The 22,481-nt window shown below is 42.9% G+C and carries 13 protein-coding genes and 1 pseudogene; 9 read left to right on the top strand and 5 right to left on the bottom strand.

Features of this window, described 5'->3' with window-relative positions:
• Positions 1-73 precede the first annotated feature (73 nt).
• Complete coding sequence (locus HWQ40_RS03875) at positions 74-3,091, top strand: zinc-dependent metalloprotease (RefSeq protein WP_292775072.1); 3,018 nt, start codon at positions 74-76, stop codon at positions 3,089-3,091.
• 49 nt (positions 3,092-3,140) lie between these two features.
• Here HWQ40_RS03875 and HWQ40_RS03880 read toward each other — a convergent pair.
• Positions 3,141-3,611, bottom strand: a pseudogene (locus HWQ40_RS03880) (transposase); the annotation flags it as partial.
• A gap of 631 nt (positions 3,612-4,242) precedes the next feature.
• Here HWQ40_RS03880 and HWQ40_RS03885 point away from each other — a divergent pair.
• The gene (locus tag HWQ40_RS03885) at positions 4,243-6,780 is read left to right on the top strand and encodes a calcium-binding protein (RefSeq protein ID WP_292775073.1); all 2,538 of its coding nucleotides are present in this window, start codon (positions 4,243-4,245) and stop codon (positions 6,778-6,780) included.
• A 198-nt stretch (positions 6,781-6,978) separates the two neighbouring features.
• Here HWQ40_RS03885 and HWQ40_RS03890 read toward each other — a convergent pair whose 3' ends face one another.
• Positions 6,979-7,677 carry an IS1634 family transposase gene (locus HWQ40_RS03890; RefSeq protein ID WP_366933903.1) on the bottom strand — a complete coding sequence of 233 codons (699 nt, stop codon included), beginning with the start codon at positions 7,675-7,677 and terminating at the stop codon, positions 6,979-6,981.
• A gap of 12 nt (positions 7,678-7,689) precedes the next feature.
• On the opposite strand from HWQ40_RS03890, the gene HWQ40_RS03895 reads away from it, so the two are divergent.
• Complete coding sequence (locus HWQ40_RS03895) at positions 7,690-7,899, top strand: XisI protein (RefSeq protein WP_366933907.1); 210 nt, start codon at positions 7,690-7,692, stop codon at positions 7,897-7,899.
• Between the two features lie 396 nt (positions 7,900-8,295).
• On the opposite strand, the gene HWQ40_RS03900 is transcribed toward HWQ40_RS03895, so the two are convergent.
• Together HWQ40_RS03900 and HWQ40_RS03905 are read right to left on the bottom strand one after the other, a co-directional pair.
• Entirely contained in the window at positions 8,296-10,962 is a 2,667-nt protein-coding gene (locus tag HWQ40_RS03900) for a filamentous hemagglutinin N-terminal domain-containing protein (protein WP_292775074.1), read from the bottom strand.
• A 577-nt stretch (positions 10,963-11,539) separates the two neighbouring features.
• Positions 11,540-12,271 carry a DUF1995 family protein gene (locus tag HWQ40_RS03905; protein ID WP_292775076.1) on the bottom strand — a complete coding sequence of 244 codons (732 nt, stop codon included), beginning with the start codon at positions 12,269-12,271 and terminating at the stop codon, positions 11,540-11,542.
• A 236-nt stretch (positions 12,272-12,507) separates the two neighbouring features.
• Here HWQ40_RS03905 and HWQ40_RS03910 point away from each other — a divergent pair, with 236 nt between their 5' ends.
• The 6 genes from HWQ40_RS03910 (at position 12,508) to HWQ40_RS03940 (ending at position 21,077) form a co-directional block, all read left to right on the top strand.
• Complete coding sequence (locus HWQ40_RS03910) at positions 12,508-13,320, top strand: DUF2382 domain-containing protein (protein WP_292775078.1); 813 nt, start codon at positions 12,508-12,510, stop codon at positions 13,318-13,320.
• 459 nt (positions 13,321-13,779) lie between these two features.
• Positions 13,780-14,685 (top strand): DUF2382 domain-containing protein, encoded by a 906-nt coding sequence (locus HWQ40_RS03915; RefSeq protein WP_292775079.1) that lies wholly within the window; start codon positions 13,780-13,782, stop codon positions 14,683-14,685.
• 259 nt (positions 14,686-14,944) lie between these two features.
• The gene (locus HWQ40_RS03920; RefSeq protein WP_292775080.1) at positions 14,945-15,823 is read left to right on the top strand and encodes a DUF2382 domain-containing protein; all 879 of its coding nucleotides are present in this window, start codon (positions 14,945-14,947) and stop codon (positions 15,821-15,823) included.
• A gap of 177 nt (positions 15,824-16,000) precedes the next feature.
• Positions 16,001-16,915, top strand: a complete 915-nt coding sequence (locus HWQ40_RS03925; RefSeq protein ID WP_292775081.1) for an ion channel — start codon at positions 16,001-16,003, stop codon at positions 16,913-16,915.
• Between the two features lie 461 nt (positions 16,916-17,376).
• The gene (locus HWQ40_RS03935) at positions 17,377-19,095 is read left to right on the top strand and encodes an alpha/beta hydrolase (protein ID WP_292775083.1); all 1,719 of its coding nucleotides are present in this window, start codon (positions 17,377-17,379) and stop codon (positions 19,093-19,095) included.
• Positions 19,096-20,255: 1,160 nt separating this feature from the next.
• On the top strand, positions 20,256-21,077 hold the full coding sequence (locus HWQ40_RS03940) for an SDR family NAD(P)-dependent oxidoreductase (protein ID WP_292775084.1): 822 nt from the start codon (positions 20,256-20,258) through the stop codon (positions 21,075-21,077).
• Positions 21,078-21,108: 31 nt separating this feature from the next.
• On the opposite strand, the gene HWQ40_RS03945 is transcribed toward HWQ40_RS03940, so the two are convergent.
• Positions 21,109-22,347, bottom strand: a complete 1,239-nt coding sequence (locus HWQ40_RS03945; RefSeq protein WP_292775086.1) for a ScyD/ScyE family protein — start codon at positions 22,345-22,347, stop codon at positions 21,109-21,111.
• Positions 22,348-22,481: the final 134 nt, after the last annotated feature.

Below are 22,481 nucleotides of genomic sequence, written 5' to 3' on the forward strand. Positions count from 1 at the left end.
CGGCAGAGGGCAGGCTATTTGCCTTTGCAAAAGTTAAAAATTAACGAGAGATTGTTATCAGGTCATGAATGCGATGAACAGATTAACCTTTTATATGATTTTCTTACATAGTTTGTTTTTAGGGATAGCGACAGCTAGTGCTAAGTCACCGTTTGTTAACAATGTTGATACAGCCAAGCATATTGTTGTAGAAGATGTCGTTACAGCTAGAAGTGAAAATAAATCCAATAGTAAGTTATCGACAGAAACTTCTTCAACGAAAATTTCAGCCTTATCATTAAAGGACATTAATATTCCTCAGAAGAGGCTACCGTCAGGGCAAGTTTGGGTAGTTAATCAAAATAAACACGTACAGCCTCAACCGTTTATTTGGATAGTAGAAAACCTGAAAAAAGTAGGTCAGCAACCATTTTTACAAGTTGCCAAACCCGCAGAAAAACCGGATGGAAAGCCCAATACTAGTGCTAAACCAGCAGCAAAGGATGATTTAGAGCCATTTAACGAAGTAATTAAAAACACCCAAAAGTCAGGGGGATTGTTCACACTTTATCGCAATAAAGAAAAGAATAAGATTTATCTAGAAATTAAACCAGAACAACTTAATAAAAATTACCTAGCTACGGCAACCCTGGAATCGGGCATTGGCGAACAAGGTATTTACAGTGGTATGCCTCTGCAAGATTTTTTGTTTTATTTCCAACGGGTGGATGATAAACTACACTTTGTCATCCGCAATGTGAATTTTCGCACTCGTGAGGGAGATCCCCAGGTGCGATCGCTGACGCGATCTTTTAGTGACTCTGTTCTCTACAACATTTCCATTAAAAGCATTCATCCAGAACGCAAAACTCTTCTCATTGACTTGGGAGATTTGTTACTCACAGACTTAGCTGGATTATCTGCAAGTTTAGGAGTCCCCGCCAGCACAGACCAGTCATATTTTGGTACTGCTAAAGCCTTTCCCCAAAACTTAGAAGTTGAGTCAGTTTTAAATTACTCTGGTAGCGTTGAACCCAACAGTGAAGTGGCAAGCTTTGCGTCGCTAGCTGACAACCGTGGCTTTACCCTGCGCGTTCACTACAGTCTCTCCCAACTACCCGATCAAGATTATCGACCGCGCCTTGCTGACGATCGCATCGGCTATTTCATCACCGCCTACCAAGATTTATCCAAAGACGACGATCGCGGCGATTCTTTTGTCCGCTACATAAATCGCTGGCATTTAGAAAAACAAGACCCGAAAGCAGTCATTTCTCACCCCAAAAAACCGATTGTTTTCTGGATTGATAACGCTGTGCCGTTAGAGTACCGCGATGCCATGAAAGAAGGCGTTCTTATGTGGAACAAAGCCTTTCTCAAAGCCGGATTCAAGGATGCAATTGAAGTCCGCCAAATGCCAGATGATGCTACCTGGGACCCGGCAGATATTCGTTACAACACGATTCGCTGGATTAATACAGTCGATGGCTACTTTGCGATGGGACCATCCCGTGTTAACCCATTGACAGGAGAAATTTTGGATGCAGACATTCTCGTAGATGCTAGCTTTGTGCGGGCACTCAAGAGTGAATATCGCAAAATCGTCCAACCCAGCCAAACAGAAAATCGCACTACTTTATCAGCTTTGATGCAAAATCGTCTACTTTGCGCCAATGGTTTAGATGCGAAAAACAATGGTGTGCCCCAGAAAATGCAAGGGCAAGAGGGATTGTTGAGTCGTTTATCGAAAATGGCAGGCGAATACGATTTATGCTACGGGATGGAAGCCGCTAACCAGTTTGCTTTTGGTTCACTGGCGATGTCACTGCTGCCTGATACTATGGCTACTCCAGACCAGGTGAAAGAATATATTAATCAATATTTACGTTTAATCATCGCTCACGAAGTTGGACATACTCTTGGTTTACGTCATAACTTCCGTGGTAGTACACTGCTACCACCAGAGGAGATGAATAATACGGAAATTACTAAAAATAAAGGTCTGACAACTTCTGTCATGGACTATATTCCCCCAAATATCGCCCCTCAAGGTACAAAACAAGGAGATTATTTTCCTAATATGGTGGGGCCTTATGATGAATGGGCAATTAAGTACGGCTATACAACAATTCAGACATCAACTCCTATAGCAGAAAAGCCAATTTTGGAGGAAATTGCTGCACAATCCTACAAGCCAGAGTTGAGTTATTCCACAGATGAAGATGTATACGATCTTGACCCCACAGCTGATGCTTGGGATAACAGCGGTAATGTGCTGCTTTATTCTCAGTGGCAGTTGAATAATTCGCGGGTGATGTGGGAACGTCTGGATAAGCGTTTCCCAATGGCTGGTGATAGTTACAGCGATGTCAGCGAACGTTTTAGCACAGTATTGGGTAACTATTTCCAGCAAATATATTTCACCACAAAATACATCGGGGGGCAATCTTTCTATCGCATTCACCCCAGTGAAATACCTTCCGAGAAAGTCTCTGGAGTCCCGCAACACCGTTTACCATTTGAACCAGTACCAGTTGAAGAACAACGACAAGCTTTAGAAACGCTGCAAAAATATGTATTTGCAGAAGATGCCCTCAGTTTTTCACCAGAATTACTGAATAAATTAGCACCTTCCCGTTGGCGACATTGGGGTAGTTCTCCACAAGTTGGTCGTTTGGATTTTCCTATTCATGACTTGGTGCTACTGATGCAGGGTTCTGTGTTGCGAGATTTACTCTCAGGCGATCGCCTCTCTCGTCTCAAGGATATTGAACTCAAAACTCCCGAAGGAAAAGCACTGACTCTGCCAGAACTATTTGACACTTTGCAGTCGGGTATTTGGACGGAAGTTATCCAACCAAAAGCTAAACCGATGAAGATCGCCAGCTTGCGGCGAGCCTTGCAGCGTCAGTATTTGGACATTTTGACTAGTATGGTATTGCGAAAAGAATATGTTCCAGAAGATGCTCGTACTTTAGCTTGGTATAAACTCAAACAGCTTGATGAAAAACTTAAGGGGGTTAATTCCGAGGATGAATATACCAAAGCGCACTTATTAGAAACGCGCGATCGCATCGAGAAAGTCTTGAATGCACCGTTGCAAACAAATTAAAAAAGTTAGGAATTGGCACTTTCAGAGACCATTTATAAAGTAAATCTTTAGTTTGGCGTTTACGTCCGTTAACTAGCTTACCGCCATCAAAGCCGTACACTTCCCACGCCAGTTGCTTCAAGTCGGCAGAGCCGCCCAACGCACTGGCTCCCTTTTTTCAGTCGTTTTCACCGACTGACTGTCTGCTGCGATGCCTATGGCGAGCTTTGCTAACGCAGTTGGTTGGACTGACCTACCCATTTGTTCCCGAACCTGGTTACGTAGTGTGTGGTTCAATTGTTGCCAAACTCCTTATTTCTGCCATTTCCGGTAGTAACTATAAACCGTCGAGCTTGGAGGAAAGTCACGCCTGTTGCATGTCCCATTGACAACCTGTTTTCAAGTGGTAGTAGATGGCATTGCATACTTCGCGCATATCAGTTGTGCGCGGATGTCCACCGGACTTAGCTGGTGGAATTAAGGGAGCTAGAATAGCCCATTCTGAGTCACTCAGGTCGGTAGAATAAGCCTTTCGAGTCATTGAACGCTATGTAAATGCACTATCTCAAAAGTATCTTATCGTTATCATTTCATTTGATTAACCACCTTTAGATTTACTTTATAAATAGCCTCTTAGCTGCAACTTCAACAAAATGTCTTAAAATTTATCGCAATGCAACTCAAAGTTATTGCTCACAAGGCTGTTCCTGACCGTCCTGCTAGAAACGAACCATGAGTTCGTAAACGTCGTCCGAAAGCCTACCCCTTAATGACCAAACCACGGCATGAATTACGCAAACAATTGCAAACTGCTTAAACCGCAAGTGTTTCAGCTTTTCTTAGTGCCATTCCTCTCTTAGTTTTTAGTAGCAAATAAGATGCCTTTGCCCTATGCTAGTGATAACTATTTAGGCAGTGTCTAGACCAAGAAACCAGGTATCTGCTCAATAAATCGGGGCGAACTACCAGTTCAGGAACGAGTTTATGCCATTTGAGCCTTGTCACTGAGCGATTTACCCTGAATTATTGAGCGGTTACGAAACCAGTGTAAGTACATGCTACATTTATTTGAACTACCTATCTAGGGTTTCTCCCCGCTGGCAGGGCTACTCATAGATGACACCTCTGCCAGCGAATATCTCTGAATCAAACTTATAACCGAGGGGATTGATATGGCAGACCTTATTGGAGACAACACGAATAACACTCTAATTGGCACGTTTGAGAATGACGCTATCCTTGGTCAGGGCGGTGATGATAACCTCTTTGGTCGGGGCGGCAATGATGACCTCTTGGGTGGGGCTGGCGATGACTCGCTTAATGGCGAGGACGGCAATGACCTTCTCAATGGTGAGGACGGCGAGAACACCCTGCTTGGTGGGTTCGGCGATGATGTCCTCCTTGGTGGACCTGGCAATGACCTTCTCGATGGTGAGGAGGATGACGATCAACTCCTTGGCAAAGGCGGTGACGACACCCTGCTTGGTGGGTTCGGTAATGATGCTTTCCTTGCTGGATCTGGCAATGACCTTCTCGAAGGCGGGGACGGAGATGACCGACTCGCTGGAGAAGACGGTAAAGACCAACTCTTTGGTGGGGAAGGGGTTGACACGCTTAATGGCGGGGCTGGCGATGACCTGATTGATGGCGAGAATGGCAATGACAACTTGATTGGTCAGGCTGGCGATGACACCCTCCAAGGAGGGGCTGGCCATGACCGACTAGAAGGAGGGGACGGGGATGACAAACTCTTTGGTGGGACTGGCAATGATACTGCTGACTATTCAAATAGCACTGCCGGTGTCACCGTCAACCTGGCGACTGGAACCGCCAAGGGAGGGGCAGGGAATGATGTCCTGTTTAATATCGAACAAGTCTTTGGTTCTGGTTTCAAGGACTTTCTAATTGGCGGGCGCGGTAATGACACCCTCTTTGGTAGAGGTGGTGATGACCTGCTTGATGGTGGAGTTGGCGATGACCTGCTGGATGGCGAGGAAGGCAACGATATTGTCCGTGGTGGGGCTGGCGATGACACCTTGCGTGGTGGGACTGGCAATAACCAACTCTTGGGTGGAATTGGCGTTGATACTGCTGATTATTTCAGTGCCACTGCCGGAGTCACGATTAACCTTGCCACTGGAACCGCTACAGGGCAAGGCAGGAATGATGTCCTGTTGGAGATTGAAAGAATCGTTGGTTCTAGGTTCAATGACACCATCTTGGGCGGAGCTGGCAATGACTTCTTCCTCAGTGGTGGGGACGGGAATGACTTTGTCAATGGTGAGGCTGGTAATGACCGCCTCTTTGGTGATAACGGCAATGACACCCTCCTTGGCGGGGCTAACGACGACTTTATCAATGGCGGGTACGGCAATGACTCTCTGCTTGGTGGTAGCGGCATTGACATCCTGCTTGGTGGGGCTGGCAATGACATCCTGCTTGGTGAGGACGGGAGTGACACTCTCATTAGTAGAGAAGGCAATGATACCCTGCTAGGCGGCAGCGGCAATGACATTCTGCTTGGTGGGGACGGCGACGACCAACTCGAAGGTGGAGGCGGGGATGACCAACTCTTTGGTGGGACTGGCATTAATACTGCTGATTATTTAAATGCCACTGCCGGAGTTACCGTTGACCTTGGCACTGGAACTGCCAGTGGGGGAGATGGGAATGATGTCCTGTTCAATATCGAGCAAGTCTTTGGTTCTAGTTTTAACGACTCCCTGATTGGAGGAGGCAGCAGTGATACCCTCTTTGGCAGAGGCGGCAATGACACCTTGCTTGGTGGGGATAGTGATGACTTTCTTGATGGTCAGGAAGGTAATGACCTCGTCTTGGGCGAGGATGGGAATGACAGCCTGTTTGGCGGGGCTGGCAATGACCAAATCGAAGGAGGGGAAGGCAATGACACCCTCCGTGGCGGGGTCGGCAATGACACTCTCCTTGGAGGGCCTGGAAATGATGTCCTCATAGGCGTTGATACTAACGGTTCTGATTCTCCTGGATTAGGGGAGGTTGATACCCTAACTGGAGGACCTGGGGAAGATCAGTTCTTACTTGGAGATGCTACTAATGTCTTTTATGACGATAACAACAGTGGAAGTAGTGGTTTGACAGACTACGCTACCATCAGTGGCTTCAACTCCAACGAAGATACAATCCAGCTCAAAGGAACATTGGCAGACTATCGCTTGCAGACTGTGGGAGCCGATACAAGGGTATTTCTGGACAACTCAGGAGAGCTAGATGAACTCGTTGGTGTTGTGCAAGCATCGCCTCTGAAGCTTGATAGTGACGACTTCCTGTTCTACGAGAAAGAAGATGCTGGACAAGGGACAAACAACACACTAGCTACTGCTGAGAAGCTAGGTACTTTAACATCAGGTTCAGAAGTTAATACTTCTGCTCAACTGGCAAGACTTCCAGGGAACAATCCTGATTTCGACTTTTTCACATTTTCTTTAGCTAACCCAGGAACTGTGACTATTAACACGCCGAATTACAGTGGTACCTATCCAGTTCTCGGCCTATTTAATAGTGCTGGGAACTTACAGAGTTCCAGTACTTCTCAATCAATCACCGCTTCACTAGGGGCAGGTACTTACTCCATTTCAGTAAGTGATTATGATTACTTCCCTCAAAATGGCGGAACTTTCAGTTCTGGCTATTTTGACCCTGGTTCTTATACGCTAGGAATCACTGTAGTCTAAAGACAAATGGTACTAAGAAAAGCGGAAACAGTTGCCAATTAAGAAGTTTGCAGTTGTTTACGTAATTCTTGTCGAGGTTTTGTCATAAAGGGGTAAGCTTTGGGGCGGCGTTTTTGAACTCGTGGTTCCCTGCGTGCGGGACGGTCAGTAACGACTTTGTGAACGATATATTTTGATTGTTCTGCTCATCCATCATTACTATCCGCTCAATAAATCGGGGCGAACTACCAGTTCAGGAACGAGTTTACGCCATTTGAGCCTTGTCACTGAGCGATTTACCCCGGATTCTTGAGCGGTTACCTTAATTGCATCAGCTTCACAGGCAAATCTTTCTTGAGACAACTTTTTTAAATCAATTTTATTTTTCTCTTCAGCTTTCGTGATTTTTTTAGCTAGCTTCTCTAAATCTGATTTTTTTCTGGCTTGGCTCTGTACTACTAACCATCTTTGTTCTATTCCCCCATAAGTGATATTTTTAACTCCAAATGAATATCCTGATAACTCACTTTTAACAAATTCTGATTCCGCAGTATTTGCTACTAAGAATTGTGCTGATTTCACAGTCCCTGGGACTCTACATAACCATGTCATTTTGGACATTAATTTGATATTGTCTTCTGTGTACAGGGCGGCATCAGCTAGTATTAAACTATCCACTTCTATCTGTTTTTTAGAATCAACTGCTATTTGACCAAAGCTAGATGAATCTGTTTGATTTCCCGATGCTGATTTGAAAAATATTGGGATATCTCCATCTCCAGAACATATTAGTTGTATCAGAAATTGTTTTAAGTCTGGCCGATGGTCACGAGAGTATCCGTAGGTAATATTTATCGCTTGTAACGCGCTTCCTCTAATAATGAAATTGAAGCTCAAACAATTTTTGACGTAGAACAAGACCATTACCAACTGATATATATTGGTTGGCAAAATAGACGTAGGGTTTTTGGCCCTGTGATGCATTTTGATATCAAAAACAGCAAAATTTGGATTCAGTGGAATGGTACACAAGAGGATGTAGGTGAGCAACTTACAGCAATGGGAGTACCAAAACACGATATTGTCGTTGGGTTTCACCCGCCTTACATACGGCAGTATACAGATTATGCTGTGAGTTAAAGGGTTGTTGCTAAACTATTTAGAAAAATATCATTCGCTCTAGGTGTATTGCACCATTGAAAAACTGTACACGATACACATCTGGATTGCTCAGTTTTTCCTATTCAATATAACCAATGCAATCATCAAAATGCTTCAGAATAAGCACTATTAAATTGCCATGCGTCATGATCGCAGTTGTGCTTACTTACTTGCTGCAATACTTCATCGACTACGGCGATCCCACTCGCCATAGCAGCTAGCTAGTACACTATGACGGAAGTTTGCCTACGTTTAAGGGGGGCTTAATCAATTGTCTGGTTAATTGAGATGGTAGCTGGATTTAGGCACCCGCTAGATGTAATTGTCAGGTTACTGAGCCACAGCAAGCAGGACGCTGCAAAAGTCTGAGTAACTTTAGCTACCATAACATTGAATTGGGTTCTGTCTGGAAGTGTGAGGAGTAGCGGTGGATGAATTAGCACTGAGGACTATTTGTCCAAATGCGTTTAGCGTTGCACCTGTGGCTTCAACAATGCGTTTGGGAGTGGAAATAGTTGGTTTACTAGTAACAGGTGGTAAGGAACGGTTGTTGTTGCGGGGTTTAAGGGATACCCAATCTATTTGGACTGCATCAGGAGTGAGAATGTCTTTAGGATTGGGTGGTAAACCGCCGCGTCCAGCGATCACAAATCGGTTTTGGGCGTAACCAGGACTGTAGCAACCTTGGGCTAACTTGGTATCAACTGGTGTTGTTGGCAATTCGCTTAATCCCTGGTTGGGGTCAACATAGGGCGTGTTTAATGTGACCTTTCCAGTTGCAACAATGTCACTTTCTAAGGTTTGCTGTTTCCGAAATTGAGTGCCAAAAATTCCTTGGGCATTGACTTGAATATTACTACCAGGAGTTCGCCCGAAGCCATTGGCAATAATATCACTGTTCTCGGAGGGGACAGCGACTAAGAATTTGGTGTCGATGTTTATATTGCCGTCAAGTCCATTATTACCAGCAACACCACTAGTGGCAGAGATTAAACCCTGATAACGTAAGATAAGTAAATTTTCTATATTTAGCTGAATATTTCCACCCTGACCTGTTCTGGATTCTGCAAATACACCCGTAGGTAAGCCATTGCTATTGATTCCATTTACTAAAAATTTATCGGTGGCTTGAATTGTTATAGTACCTGCATTTCCTTCTCCAAAACTGCTGGCAACTAATTGAGCGCCGCTCTTAAGTGTTAGTTCATTTGTGGTAATTCCAATGGTTCCGGCATTTCCCACTGCCTTTTCTTCCACTGCACTAAAAACACCACTTGATAAACCACTGATATCATTACCACTAAATACTGCATTCTGAGTCTTAAGATTGATACTACCTGCATTTCCTTTGCCAAAGGTGCTAGTAGTCAGTCGAGCGCCATTAGTGATACTGAGTAAATCAGATGTGATGTTTATATCTCCACTACTACCTAAAGTATTTGGGTTGATAGTTTGTTCGCGAGGCTCAATTGTGACTGTGGGACGCCGAGAGTCATCAAAATTTACTTTAATGATTGGCGCGGTTGTAGAACCTAGTGTGCTGAAGATGGCAGCATCTGCAAGAGAAACAGCATCTTTTGCACTCACTGTCACATTCCCTGCATCCCCTTGTCCAGAAGTTGAGGCAGTAAGTTGAGCGCGATCGCTCAACGAGAAGGAACCAGAATCGATAGTAATGTTACCCCCATTGCCAAGTGTCCCCGTTTGCACACTGCTGCTAATCCCACTCTTCAAACCGTTTTTCTCCCCAGCAATATCAACAGCGCCAGTAACATTAACATTGACATTCCCCGCATCCCCCTGTGCTGCTGGCTGGGTAGCAGATGCACCACGAGTAATGGTTAGCAGTTGAGCGCCATCAATTAGTGATAGTGTTGCAGCCTTGATGTCGATATTACCTCCCTTACCTACACCCCCTGATTCCACCGTGCTGAGGATGAAAGCATTATCTGCAAAAGAAACAGCATCTCGTGCCCGCACTGTCACATTCCCTGCATTGCCTTGTCCAGAGGTTGAGGCAGCAAGTTGAGCGCCATCGCGTAACGAGAACGAACCAGAATCGATAGTAATATTACCCCCATTGCCAAGTGACCCAGAAAGCACAAGATTGTAAACTCTGCTCCGATCAGCAACTAAGATTGCCCCGGTAGCATTCAGTGTAATATCTCCTGCAACAGTTTCAGGTGTCCCCAAACCTTCCTTAATACCAGCAAATAGGACACTTTCTCTTACAATCGCTAGACTCCTGGCATTGACTGCAATATTACCGCCACCAGCACCTTCTACATATATACCTGCTTGATTGGTGAGGGATACCGACGCTCGCTCAACATTAGAAGGAAATCTTAAGCTGAGATTATCGCCATCTACACCCAGCAAGACACTACCAGGTTCTGCCAATCCTCCTAACTCAACTTGCCCACCATAAGCATTTAATTGTCCCCCATCCATGCTGACATTACCACCCACCAGCAATAAGCTTTTTCCATTTGGTACTTGTAAACCAAATGCGTCAAAGCCTGCTGGATCTGTTCCTGCTGGTGCTACTGAGTTATTTATAATCGGTGCGTTTTGATTAAACAGCAATGCTGAAGGATCAATAGTCAATAACGGGGAAGGGATATTTTTCTCAGTAGCGCTAAAAAATCCGATATTTCCAAATTGCAGTGCATTAGCTGTACTTGCCAGAAAAGAACCACGAATATTTAAGCTGGCATTCTGACCAAAAATAATCCCATTTGGATTAATCAGAAACAGGTTAGCCTTACCACGAGCGCGAATTAACCCATCAATATTAGAAACTGACCCACCCGTAACTCGGCTAATGATATTTTTAATATCTGCAACATTATTATTAAAAGAAGCAGTGTCACCAGTAGGCACAGAAAACTCGCCAAAACTGTGAAACAAATTATATCCTGCTTGCGTTCCTCCAGTAATATTGAAGATGTTCCCATCCCTTGTAACCCTAGAGTTATTAGGCAAGCTGGTATCCGGGGTAATTTGGGCAAAAACACGCTCTTGCAAAGAGGCAATTAACACACTTCCCACCAAGCAACTGACTGATATTACAAATTTACTACACCAACACCGCCAATTTTGAGTTATCCCTGACATAGCACCCCTAATAAATCAGTAACTTCACCGTGTGACCGAATAATTAATAATTCACGTTTAATGTGAATTAAGTGTTGAAACCCTTGTAATTGCGTTGATAATTCCAAAATTATGATTTTGGACAATCTCAAAACCTTTACGGTACAAGAGGCGTTTTTAATTCACATCAGGCGTGAATTATGAATTATATAGTGCGATCGCCTAAGTTGTTGCTCTGCCAAAGCAGCGATATCTAACAACAAATCGCTTTGCGTCTACGCACTCCCCAACAAACTGAAGCGGTTTTTCTCGCAACGGGAGTGGTCTTCCTCGCAACGGGAGTGGTCTTCCTCGTGACGGGAGTGGTCTTCCTCGCGACGGGAGCGGTCTCTCTCGTGACGGAAGCGGTCTTCCTCGTGACGGGAGCGGTCTTCCTCGTGACAATTTACTCTCAAAGGATAAATAAAAAACTCAAAATGAGGCAGCAGATGATCAAGTTTCCTCCTGCTACCTCTACTTTTGCCTAACTGCTCAACGCTTTTAAAAATCGTTGCAAACTCTTAAACACACTGGGCTTTCTCGCAGGTGTCGCGTCTATTGTTTGCGGTTGTCCTTTTAAAACAATGAGATCCAAATCATCACCAGATGGTTTTGTGGGTAATTCGGCAATTCTTTGATATTCGCCGCCGGTTTCCAGCCAAACTTCCCACTGTCCTGGGTAGCAGCGATATAGGGCACTTTGATCGTCTATGGGGCGCACGTAATAGGCGGATTCAATAGTACTTATAAAGCGATCGCGGATTTTTCTGGCTGTATAACCAATGCCCACAACCCCAGAATCTTCTAAACGGGGATTTAACAAGACTAAAGGGCGATCGCCTATTACTTCACACAGCTTTTCCAACTGCGGCACTTCTACAGATGTGGGGGCAATGAATAAGAAAATTTCATCCTCTGGCTGAATTTTTGTCTGCAAGGAAGCAGCCCTACCCGTACCAATATCCAAAATTTGAAATGGTGCATCTGCCCAATCACGACGGGCTAGGGCCGCAGCCCCAGCGTCAGCAAAGAAAATCTTCAAATGGGAATCATAATCTGTAAACGCTGGCAGAAATTGTTCCGCTACCGGCATAAACTTCAGTTCTGGGAATAGGAATTCAACTTGTAAGCGAGTACAGCCATCTGCAAGGGCAGCTTGAACGGCTACACGGGATTGGGCGATCGCATCTTCAAGACTATTTGGAAGTTCACTCATAATCTGTATGGTTCTGTAATGTCTACTCTCATTGTTTCAGTATTGGCTCTTAATTAGGACTTACGCAGACGAGATCGCCCAATCCCCTTAAAACGCAGGGCTGTTTCACTTGAGTATTCCCCTAATAATATAAATCCTCAAATATCTCCATTGAACTCAGTCGCCAGCAGGAGGATACTTAACTCAATATTTTTTACACTTGTAAATAAACCTTATAAACAACTTAGGAACAGCGTATGCCTCTTCATAAACTTGAACATTTTGACCAAAATTATCGAGATACTTTTGGCGGAGACGACCTGAAAGCGCTGGATCTTTATACTGACGGAGGAGACAGAGTTGGCTCAGTTGCTGACGTTTTAGTTGATGATGATGGTCATTTTCGGTATTTAATTATTGATATCAGCTTAGATTTTGTTAGCAAGAAAATCTTACTACCAATTGGTCTTTGCCGGATCAGTTATCCAGAAAGACGTGTCTATGTTAATGGGTTAAGCAGACAGCAAATAGAAGGTTTACCCGATCATACAGAAGACGCGATTGTTAATAATGATTACGAAGAAAAGGTACGTAGTGTATTTCGTTCTCCAACTAGCGGTGTGACTTCCGATCGCGATACATACAATTACCAAAAAGATCCAGATTTGTATGGGTTGAATGAGCAATCTCATCAAACTTTTAAACTCTATGAAGAACGATTAATTGCCAACAAACACCGCATCAAAACCGGAGAAGTAACGGTTGGTAAGCATATTGAAACAGAAACTGTACGCGTTACAGTACCCGTTCAAAAAGAACGAGTTCTGATTGAGCGAGTTACGCCAACAGAAGCAGGAAAGGTTGTAAATTCTAATGAACTTCAGTTTCAAGAAGGGGAAGTAGCACGCATAGAAGTGTATGAAGAAACGCCTGAGATACATAAAGAAGCATTTGTGCGTGAAGAAGTTCGGGTGAAGAAAGTAGTAGAACGGGACACTGTGGAAGCACAAGACACTATTCGTCGAGAAGAGTTAGATGTTGATACTGCGGGGAATGTACATGTGCAATAATATGGTGTTACTGCACATGAAGCTATTTAATTAGCTGGGTTATAAATTTGTTTGATAGATTTATCTAAAAATAATCATGCAGGCAAAGTTAATTTTTATCTCTGCCTGTGTTTTTTATTCAATAACAAGATTCTCGACTTTCTAAAAAGTCGGGAATCTTAACATTCAAAAAAATTATATTTTGAGAAACCATGCACAGATCCAAAGATACAAAACTTTGCAGTGAGAATCTTAATATATCTGGTGAATCCCGTGTACTAAAGCTAGACATATCTTTACAAAAGTAAAGCGAGATGCTCCCAATTTCGTGTCTCTAGTTAGCCATATCAATCAAAATTCTCTATAACTTTCGGTTATTTAACCTTGGAAATAATTCATTCGGCAGAAGGATGTATAAAAATAAATAAATGTCTAGTTTAGTTATTAGGAGATGACAAAAAATATTTGAGGTTAAACATAATGGTTCTTTACAAATTAGAAGATTTTGAGCCTAGCTATCAAGAGAGCTTTGATGGTCATGACATTAAAGGGCTGGGTGTATATACACAGGGAACTGATGAAAAAGTTGGTACTGTTAGCGATGTTTTAGTTGATGAAGAAGGTCATTTTCGCTATCTAGTTGTTGACTTAGGCTTCTGGATTTTTGGTAAAAAAGTATTACTACCAATTGGCCGCGCCCGTATCGATTATAACATCGATCGCGTTTACACAATTGGCTTGACTAGAGAGCAAGCTGAAGATTTGCCTGAGTTCAATGAACGTCAAACCCTTGATTACGACTATGAAGAACGGGTGCGTGGCGTATATCGCCAACCCACAGACTACAACCTTCCTGTAGAAGCTGCAGCACCATTAGACCCTTTAGCAGGATTAGATCCTTTAGGATCGCCTGTAGTACCATTAGGTACAACTCCTACTTACGCCCGTGATAGCTATACTTACGAAAATGAGCCTGCTTTATACGGGTTAAATGAGCAAGATCATCAAACTCTAAGATTGTATGAAGAACGGCTGATTGCCAGCAAACGACGCCAAAAAACTGGAGAAGTAACGATTGGCAAGCATGTTGAAACTGATACCGCACGGATTGCAGTGCCAGTAGAAAGAGAACGAGTTGTGATTGAGCGTGTAACTCCAGCAGATGCGGGTACGGCTGTTTCTGGGCGCGAAGCAGACTTTCGTGAAGGCGAAGTTGCTCGTATAGAAATCCATGAAGAAACTCCTGATATTCGCAAAGAAGCATTTTTGCGTGAAGAAGTCAGAGTTAGAAAAGTGGTCGATCAAGAAACAGTTGAAACTCAAGAAACCGTGCGTCGTGAAGAGTTAGATGTTAATTCTGGTAATCTTCCGATTGAAGAACGCTAACTAAATATAGTCATTAGTTAATAGCTAATGACTAATAATATTAATTCTATACAGTACAGGTGAGGCTGTTGAATTAGCTTTACCTGTGCTTACAATAGCTGATACCACTTAGGATTTTTGATTGCAAATATTACTCTGGATATGAGTTGGATAAATCCATCGATCGCAAATATTTTCTAAATGGTATCCAGATGATTAATACATTTAATTTAGCTAAGTAGAAAGCAGTTAGTAAACTTTCCAGATGAATAGCCAAACTATGGCAAAAAACACTTTACAGGCAAAGGGTAATTCTCACACTATCTCCTCGCTGGCAGATTTAAGAAAGAAGGTGAACAATTTTGCTGTGTTTGATAATCAAGGTCAGCTAGTAGGAGTGGTTCATGATTTAATTGTGGATGGTAATCGTCGGCTAAACCTCGTTATATCTAACCAGGCTAATCAAAAAACTGCTGAATATAGCCAGCAGTTAGCTGATACACATCCTTCTTTATTTCAGTTGCAGAGCCAGAGAATAAAAAAAATAGACAAGCCCACTCAATCTGTTTTCATAGACTTAAACAAATCAGAAATTGAATATATGCCTGAATATTTAGAATCAGAAACACCAGGCGATTTTAACTCAACTGAGCAGCTAGCTAACAATCAAATTACAAATAGCCCAGTTGAGTCATTAAATAATTTAGAACAGGTTCCTGAAGAACAGATTATTCGTCTACTAGAAGAACGACTATTTGTTGAAAGCAGTAAGCGTAAAGTTGGTGAGGTAATTGTTCGCAAAGTAATTGAAACTCGGATGGTACAAGTTCCTGTCCGGCGTGAAAGGCTGATTGTGGAACAAATTAGCCCAGAACACAAACAACTCGCAGAAATTGATTTAGGACAAGGAGAAATTACTGGCTTTGACTTGGCCGAAGTCGAAAAACTTGAAGCTACACATTTTGACAACGGTTTAACGGTAAGCGGCGAATTTAGCTCACCTAAAATTGCTAATTTATTATTGAATGCGATCGCACTAGAACGAAATCACGGCTGCAAGCAGGTGCGTGTTACCATTACTGTTGAAGATGAGACACACCAGAAAAAATACCAGGAGTGGTTTGATCGGTGTTCTAAAGGTCAATCACTAAAGTCATAACAATAAGTTTCTAGCAGATAAATTAGTAGGGTGGGCATTGCACACCCTATTTTTTTGCTGATTTAAGAAAAGAAAGTTTAAATTTCCACTCCCCACTCCCCACTTGTCTAGAGTGAATGTCTCTAAAGCAACTTAATTTACAATACTAAGCAGTTGCCGTTCTTTTGGCTACTTGCAATGAAATTTCGACTGAAGAGACTTTCACTCAAGAAACGACACCGTCCGATCTCACCGATTAAGATTCAAGTTCAAGATGGAAAATTTGAGATTATAGGTATGGGTGCATGGCATTCCTACTGGCGCGATCCTTATCATCTGCTGCTAACGATTCCCTGGACTGGCTTTCTGCTCCTGATTTGTACTTTCTATGTAACTATTAATGCTCTATTTGCCCTAGCTTACTTGATAGGAGGAGATTGTATTGCCAACGCCCGACCTGGCTCTTTTTTAGATGTCTTTTTCTTTAGTGTGCAAACCCTAGCATCTATTGGCTATGGGGCAATGTATCCGAAAACAACTTACGCCAACATTATTGTCACGATTGAAGCAATGATCGGTTTGGTGGGAATTGCTGTGATGACAGGACTAGCGTTTGCTCGATTCTCTCGGCCTACAGCCCGTGTACTCTTTAGCCGTGTTGCTGTCATTACAGCTCATAATGCGATGCCGACTCTCATATTTCGCAGCGCTAATAAGCGTCGCAATACGATTCTGGAAGCGCAGATGCGAGTCTACTTGATGCGCGACGAAGTAACCCTAGAAGGACAGTTCATGCGTCGGTTCCACGATCTCAAACTGGTGAGGAACCAAACACCTAGCTTCACGTTAAGCTGGTCAGTGATGCATGTCATTGATGAGTTTAGTCCTTTATATGGAATGACACCAGAATCGTTAAGCCAGACAAATACTATACTGATTGTCTCTTTGAGTGGCATTGATGAAACGGTTGCCCAAGTCGTCCATGCCCGTCATAGCTATAGTGCGAATGAGATTTTATGGAACAATCAATTTGTCGATATCTTTTACCACACACCCGATGGAAATCGCTACATTGATTACAACCGCTTCCACGATGTTTTACCTTTAGAGTGAAGGGATTAAATTTCTGAAAGTTACTCGGAAGTCTCATTGAGTGGTGGTTGTAAGGGTTTAACGACCACCCGGCCATTTTCAATTACAGTACAACTTTTAACCGTGCTCTTACTGTGGTTAACTGGCACATCCTGGCACTGGTTTTGGTGGGAGATATTTTGCTCTTGTTGTTGGTTGAGGACGACAACACAACAGGCGCAGGAAGCAAAGGACATATAACTTAATTTTGATCTCTCTATATCTATTATCGCGCTACTGATGCTGTTTGACTGAAAAATTTGTTACTCATGTATTTTGATTATTCAAAGCTCCTGTCAAATTTATGGTAAGTACTTGCTTTATTGTGCTTCTAGCCTGTTTGATATATCCAAACCAATTAAACAGGAAAGCGGTTATAGATCCCGCCCCGCTTTCCTACCTGCCCAAACTTGTTTGCCAGGGTTAGATAGTGGGTTTTTCTAATGAAAAAATTTTTGAGATATCTGGGTCTAGGTTTTCTATCTACGTTCTTGACTGCTACTCCCGGATTGGGGGCTGAACGCATTAGCTTTTATTATCCTCCCTTCGGCGAATTTTCCTTATCGGTGAACTCGCTGGAAACCTTTGCTAAAGAAGGCAAAATCGATCAAGATTTTTCATTTTATGCTAGTCGTGCGACTCCCGAACAACTTGCTCAATTGCGGGATCTACTCCAGCAGCGCTTTAATGTCACTCCTACACTAGTATCTCAAGTTACCTACTCACCGATAGGCGAGCAGTTGGTGCAACAATTGGGAAAATTACTTCTCACTGAGTCTCGAAAAAATGGCTTCTATGCCATACGTGCCTCTTTAATTTTGTCTGCTGCCGATCAACAAGAGGGTTTAACGGTTGTGAATTTACTGCGGAAATTTCCTAGCGATACTATACGGGTGAATTTCACAGAGGGGTTAAGGATAGTCGATGACTTGTCGCAATTGATTAAAAAAAAGGATGAAGTTTTTGCCTCTCTTCAAAAAGAAGCGATCGCTCAAGCAGCCACTTCCAAAATTGATTTCTCCCAAAAACCAGATTTGCGATCGCCAGGAAAATTCACCTGGCAGAAAAAAAGCCTGGAGTTAAATGACATTTCTCGCTCACGCCGTCTACCTGTGGATATCTATCTGCCGTCAGCAGGTTCACAAAAAGCTGGAGAATTACTCTCGCCTCCCTTTCCCCTGATTGTAATTTCTCACGGACTGGCCTCAGATCGCTCTACCTTTGTCTATCTGGCTGAACATCTAGCATCCTATGGTTTTGCCGTTGCTGTACTAGAACACCCTGGTAGTAATGCCGAACGCTTTCAACAATATTTTGCGGGTTTGGCAGGGCCGCCAGATGCAGCAGAATTTATCAACCGACCTTTGGATATCAAATATCTACTCAATGAACTCCAGCGTCTAGATAAATCCGATCCCACCCTCCAAGGAAAACTCAATTTTCAGCAAGTTGGGGCGATCGGTCAGTCTTTTGGTGGTTATACTGTTTTGACTTTAGCAGGAGCAAATATTAACTTTAGCCAACTGAGGCAAGATTGCAATCCCGATAATTCATCCTTTAATTTGTCGCTGTTTTTGCAGTGTCAAGCAAACGATTTACCTCCAAAGAATTACGAACTCAAAGACGATCGCATCAAGGCCATCATTGCAATTAATCCCATTGACAGCTCAGTTTTGGGTCAGGGGGGAATCAGTCAAATTAAAATTCCCGTCATGCTGGTTGCAGGTAGTCAAGATGTTTTTGCACCACCCGTATTTGAGCAAATTCGCCCCTTTACCTGGCTTTCTGACTCCAATAAGTACCTAGCTTTGATTGAAAATGCCACCCACTTTTCAGCGATCGCCGAACCTACTCCTCAAAACGATGTCTTACCTGTGCCACCTGCCTTGCTGGGCCCCCCCGATCGTGCTGCTGTTTATTCCTATCTCAACGCCCTCAGCGTCGCTTTTTTAGAAACCCATCTCCTTAACCGCCCTGAATATCGTTCCTATTTGCAGCCTTCTTATGCCACTTTTATCAGCAAAGAGCCGCTTAATCTCAGTATTTTACAGTCGTTGTCGGTAGCTCAGTTCAATCAAGTTTGGAGTGGGTCAACTCCCCAGTCCAGCAAACCATCAAATCCTCAACCTATTCCTACCCCTTATCAACCTTTGAGGCAATGAAACAGCCCTGTTGCTTTTGCAGGGGGGTTGGAGGGATCAAAAACCTGTGGTGCAACTCTCAAATACTTGTGTCTACACACAAGCGATGCTTTGGGGGGACGGCTCAGACATTGAGATCAAAAGTGCGATGCCTGCTCTGGGCTAAAGAACGAAACCCAACATTTTGCTTGCTTTCTTGGGTAACGCTTACGCTCAACCCAACCTACGAATATTTTTAACCGAGCAGTATTGATATCCATCCTTGCTGCGAGTAAGTCGATTTAACTGTGGGGTAATAATTAATAATTACGTAAATGTACGGAGTGCAGTTTTCGGCGGAATCATTAATTAGAAATCATATTGACTTACAGTTCAGATCCCCGACTTCTCTAATAAATCGGGGATCTTATTGTTCGAGAATGATTGAAGTTTGCTATAGACGAGGCAAGTCTCAAGCATTACTTTGATGAACTCAAAGCTAAACCTAAACAAATTACTATTTATCCTAAAGTTTTGACAGATAATTTCAGACAAATATCTAGCCTTTTTTGATTGTTTTCAATAAATAAAAGTCATCAACCTTAATTTTCAATAAAACAGTAAATATACTGTTGCAATTATATGAGTTAGTTGAGACTTCTAACTATTGCAACCATCAGCCAAAATGCTATATGTCTTTTTTGTTTCTAAACCATGAATTAGATATCACAATTTCCTAAAACAGGGCTATTTGTCAGGAAAATGAGATATTTATACTGAGGGATTCATAAAAACTTATTTAATAAAATCTTTTGTATATATATACTTGTCGTTAAGAAGTATTAAGAAATCCTTATTAAAGAATATTGCAATAGCTTGATTTAATTGCTAACGTGTGTATGAAAGCGATGCTGATGAACGCTCGGATCTAGGAGAAATAAAATCTATGAGCTATACCCATTCAGCCAAGTGTGTTAGGCTTTGACGGGTTCAAAACGAGAAATTTCTGCCTCATATAGACAACTATGAGGGATTGCAGATTAACCAAGAAATATCTTGTTGCTAAAGGCTTAGTTTCAATTTGATTTCAATTGTGATTGATTATTTGTCTTACTTTGTGCCGACAAGCAAGTAGCTCTTGCTTGTGTGTATCGGCAATTACGAAGAGTTTGGTAAGACTTAAATTTTGGAGAATAGAACTAATGGAGATTCAAGGTAAAGTTGCCCTAATTACAGGGGCTTCGCGTGGAATTGGACGAGCGATCGCTCTCGAATTAGCGCAACAAGGCATCAAACGGATGATATTGGTAGCACGCGATCGCCGCAAGTTATTGGAGGTAGCCAACGAAATCGAAGCTATGGGTACAGAAGCTGCGATCGTGGCCTTAGATTTGACTCAAACAATTGAAGTAAATATCGCTGTTGCCCAACTATGGCGCAATTACGGACAGATTCACCTGCTGGTTAATTGTGCGGGAGTCGCATACCAAAGCTCATTTTTGCAATCAAAAATGCCCCAAGTTCAAGAAGAACTCTCTGTGAACTTGTTAGGAATGTACAACCTCACTAGTTTGATTGCTCGACGCATGGCCAGCCAAAGACAAGGGACAATTGTCAATGTATCGAGCCTGATGGGGAAAGTTGCAGCACCAACGATGGCGACATACTCAGCAACCAAGTTTGCCATCTTAGGATTTACCCAAGCCTTGCGCCAAGAACTAGCCGAACACAATATCCGCGTCATTGCATTATTGCCTTCCCTGACAGACACAGACATGGTGCGCGACTTAAAATTATTTCGCTGGGTGATCCCCATGACTCCCCAGCAAGTGGCTAAAGCCCTCGTCACCGGAATGCAAAATGATTCATCAGAAATTTTAGTCGGATGGCAAAGTCATTTAGCCGTGTTGTGTCAACGCCTCGCCCCTTGGTTGTTAGAGCTAATTTTACGAATAGCGACACCGCCAGCACCAAGCAGACAACGGCTGATTGAAAAACTTATCCCTTCGCGTAGCGTCTCGTAGAGAAGGGGAGACGCCAAGCGCGATCGCTGACTCAACACTCCTGAACAAACTTGCCCGAAATCTTCAGTCGTTTGGCTTTACCCTTGTGCAACAAAGTAACGCTCACAGTGCCAAGAAATGCTAATAAGCTGAAAGTAGAAGTAGATTCAGGAACAGACTTGGGATTCTCTATTTTGATAACTTGTCCTTGTCCTGGGCGATCGCCTCGGTTTGTCACGTAGATAGCATTATCAGCACCAATAGTCAAAGCAGTAGGAGACTCTAATCCATTGCCACTAAGAATAGTTGTGCGAGTTCCATCGCTGGCTATTTTAATTACAGAACCATCTAGATTACCTTTCCAGAGGGACTGATTAGCGTACTGCAAAGCATATAAATTACCCTCAGTATCAAAATCTAAGTCAGTAAGTTGGGTAAAGCCATCGGTATAAACTGTTGGTTTATCATCAGCACCAACTCGATAGATTTTTGCTTCACCTTCTGGAAAAGGAAAACCAGTTAATTGACTAATATAATAAGCGCCATCTGGGCCTTTGGCGATATTTGTGGGTACTGCTTGGATTTCAAATGGCGATGACGATGCGCCAGAGGGAAAAACTGGATTAGTTAATGTCTGGCGGGGAATTGTGGCGATCGCCTTTAAATTACTTCCATCAATACCTACGCTGAGTAACTCATTAGCACCAGTATCAACTGCAACAATATTATTTCCATCTAAAAGAAGAGAGAAGGGATTGCTAATTAGATCGCCTCGATCGGGATTATTTGCAAGTTCATAATTAGCTAAATCAGCCACACTAGTCCAAGAATTTGTATTGAAATTAGCAGTGATGATTTTTCCTAAGTCAGTGTTACCTAATGTAGCGCGAAATGTGGGATCAGAAGCATACCCAATTGCAATATAAGGCTTGCCAGTAGCATCAAATTTGATATCATGAGGCCCAGCAGTATCAGTACCATCTGGTAATGCCAAAGAAGGAAGTCCTGTAAGTATACGCTCTTGTGTACCATTTCCAATTTTTGTCACTGCACCAGTTGTGCCATAACATAAAGATTGACCTGCGGCACTCGGTGAAGGAACACAAGCTCCACTTCCGCCTGTTCCTGCCTCTGTGACGTAGAGACTGCCGTCAGGGCCAAAAGTTAGACCCCGTGGACTATTAAGATCGTCGGCAATTACTGAAAATGATGCCGCTTCTGCTGCTTTCATTCCCGAGAAAGCAGCAATACAAACACTCAAAAATGTAATTCCAAATTGCTTTAGTTTCATTAGACTCCTCCTAAAATTAAATTTGCGTAAAGCATACAATAGAAAATTTTATCTTGATAAATACTAATATTTACTGTGTATACTTTCTGTGGATTTTACAGCTTATTTAAAAGAGGGAAACAGATTCAAACCCA

This window comes from Nostoc sp. NMS9 (genome assembly GCF_017114995.1).
Taxonomy (GTDB): Bacteria; Cyanobacteriota; Cyanobacteriia; order Cyanobacteriales; family Nostocaceae; genus Nostoc.

What these genes read in the sequence shown, in the direction of transcription:
- HWQ40_RS03875 (WP_292775072.1), top strand. Translation starts at nt 74, where the DNA reads ATGAACAGATTAACCTTTTATATGATTTTCTTACATAGTTTGTTTTTA.
- HWQ40_RS03885 (WP_292775073.1), top strand. Translation starts at nt 4,243, where the DNA reads ATGGCAGACCTTATTGGAGACAACACGAATAACACTCTAATTGGCACG.
- HWQ40_RS03905 (WP_292775076.1), bottom strand. Translation starts at nt 12,271, where the DNA reads ATGAGTGAACTTCCAAATAGTCTTGAAGATGCGATCGCCCAATCCCGT.
- HWQ40_RS03910 (WP_292775078.1), top strand. Translation starts at nt 12,508, where the DNA reads ATGCCTCTTCATAAACTTGAACATTTTGACCAAAATTATCGAGATACT.
- HWQ40_RS03915 (WP_292775079.1), top strand. Translation starts at nt 13,780, where the DNA reads ATGGTTCTTTACAAATTAGAAGATTTTGAGCCTAGCTATCAAGAGAGC.
- HWQ40_RS03920 (WP_292775080.1), top strand. Translation starts at nt 14,945, where the DNA reads ATGGCAAAAAACACTTTACAGGCAAAGGGTAATTCTCACACTATCTCC.
- HWQ40_RS03925 (WP_292775081.1), top strand. Translation starts at nt 16,001, where the DNA reads ATGAAATTTCGACTGAAGAGACTTTCACTCAAGAAACGACACCGTCCG.
- HWQ40_RS03935 (WP_292775083.1), top strand. Translation starts at nt 17,377, where the DNA reads ATGAAAAAATTTTTGAGATATCTGGGTCTAGGTTTTCTATCTACGTTC.
- HWQ40_RS03940 (WP_292775084.1), top strand. Translation starts at nt 20,256, where the DNA reads ATGGAGATTCAAGGTAAAGTTGCCCTAATTACAGGGGCTTCGCGTGGA.
- HWQ40_RS03945 (WP_292775086.1), bottom strand. Translation starts at nt 22,347, where the DNA reads ATGAAACTAAAGCAATTTGGAATTACATTTTTGAGTGTTTGTATTGCT.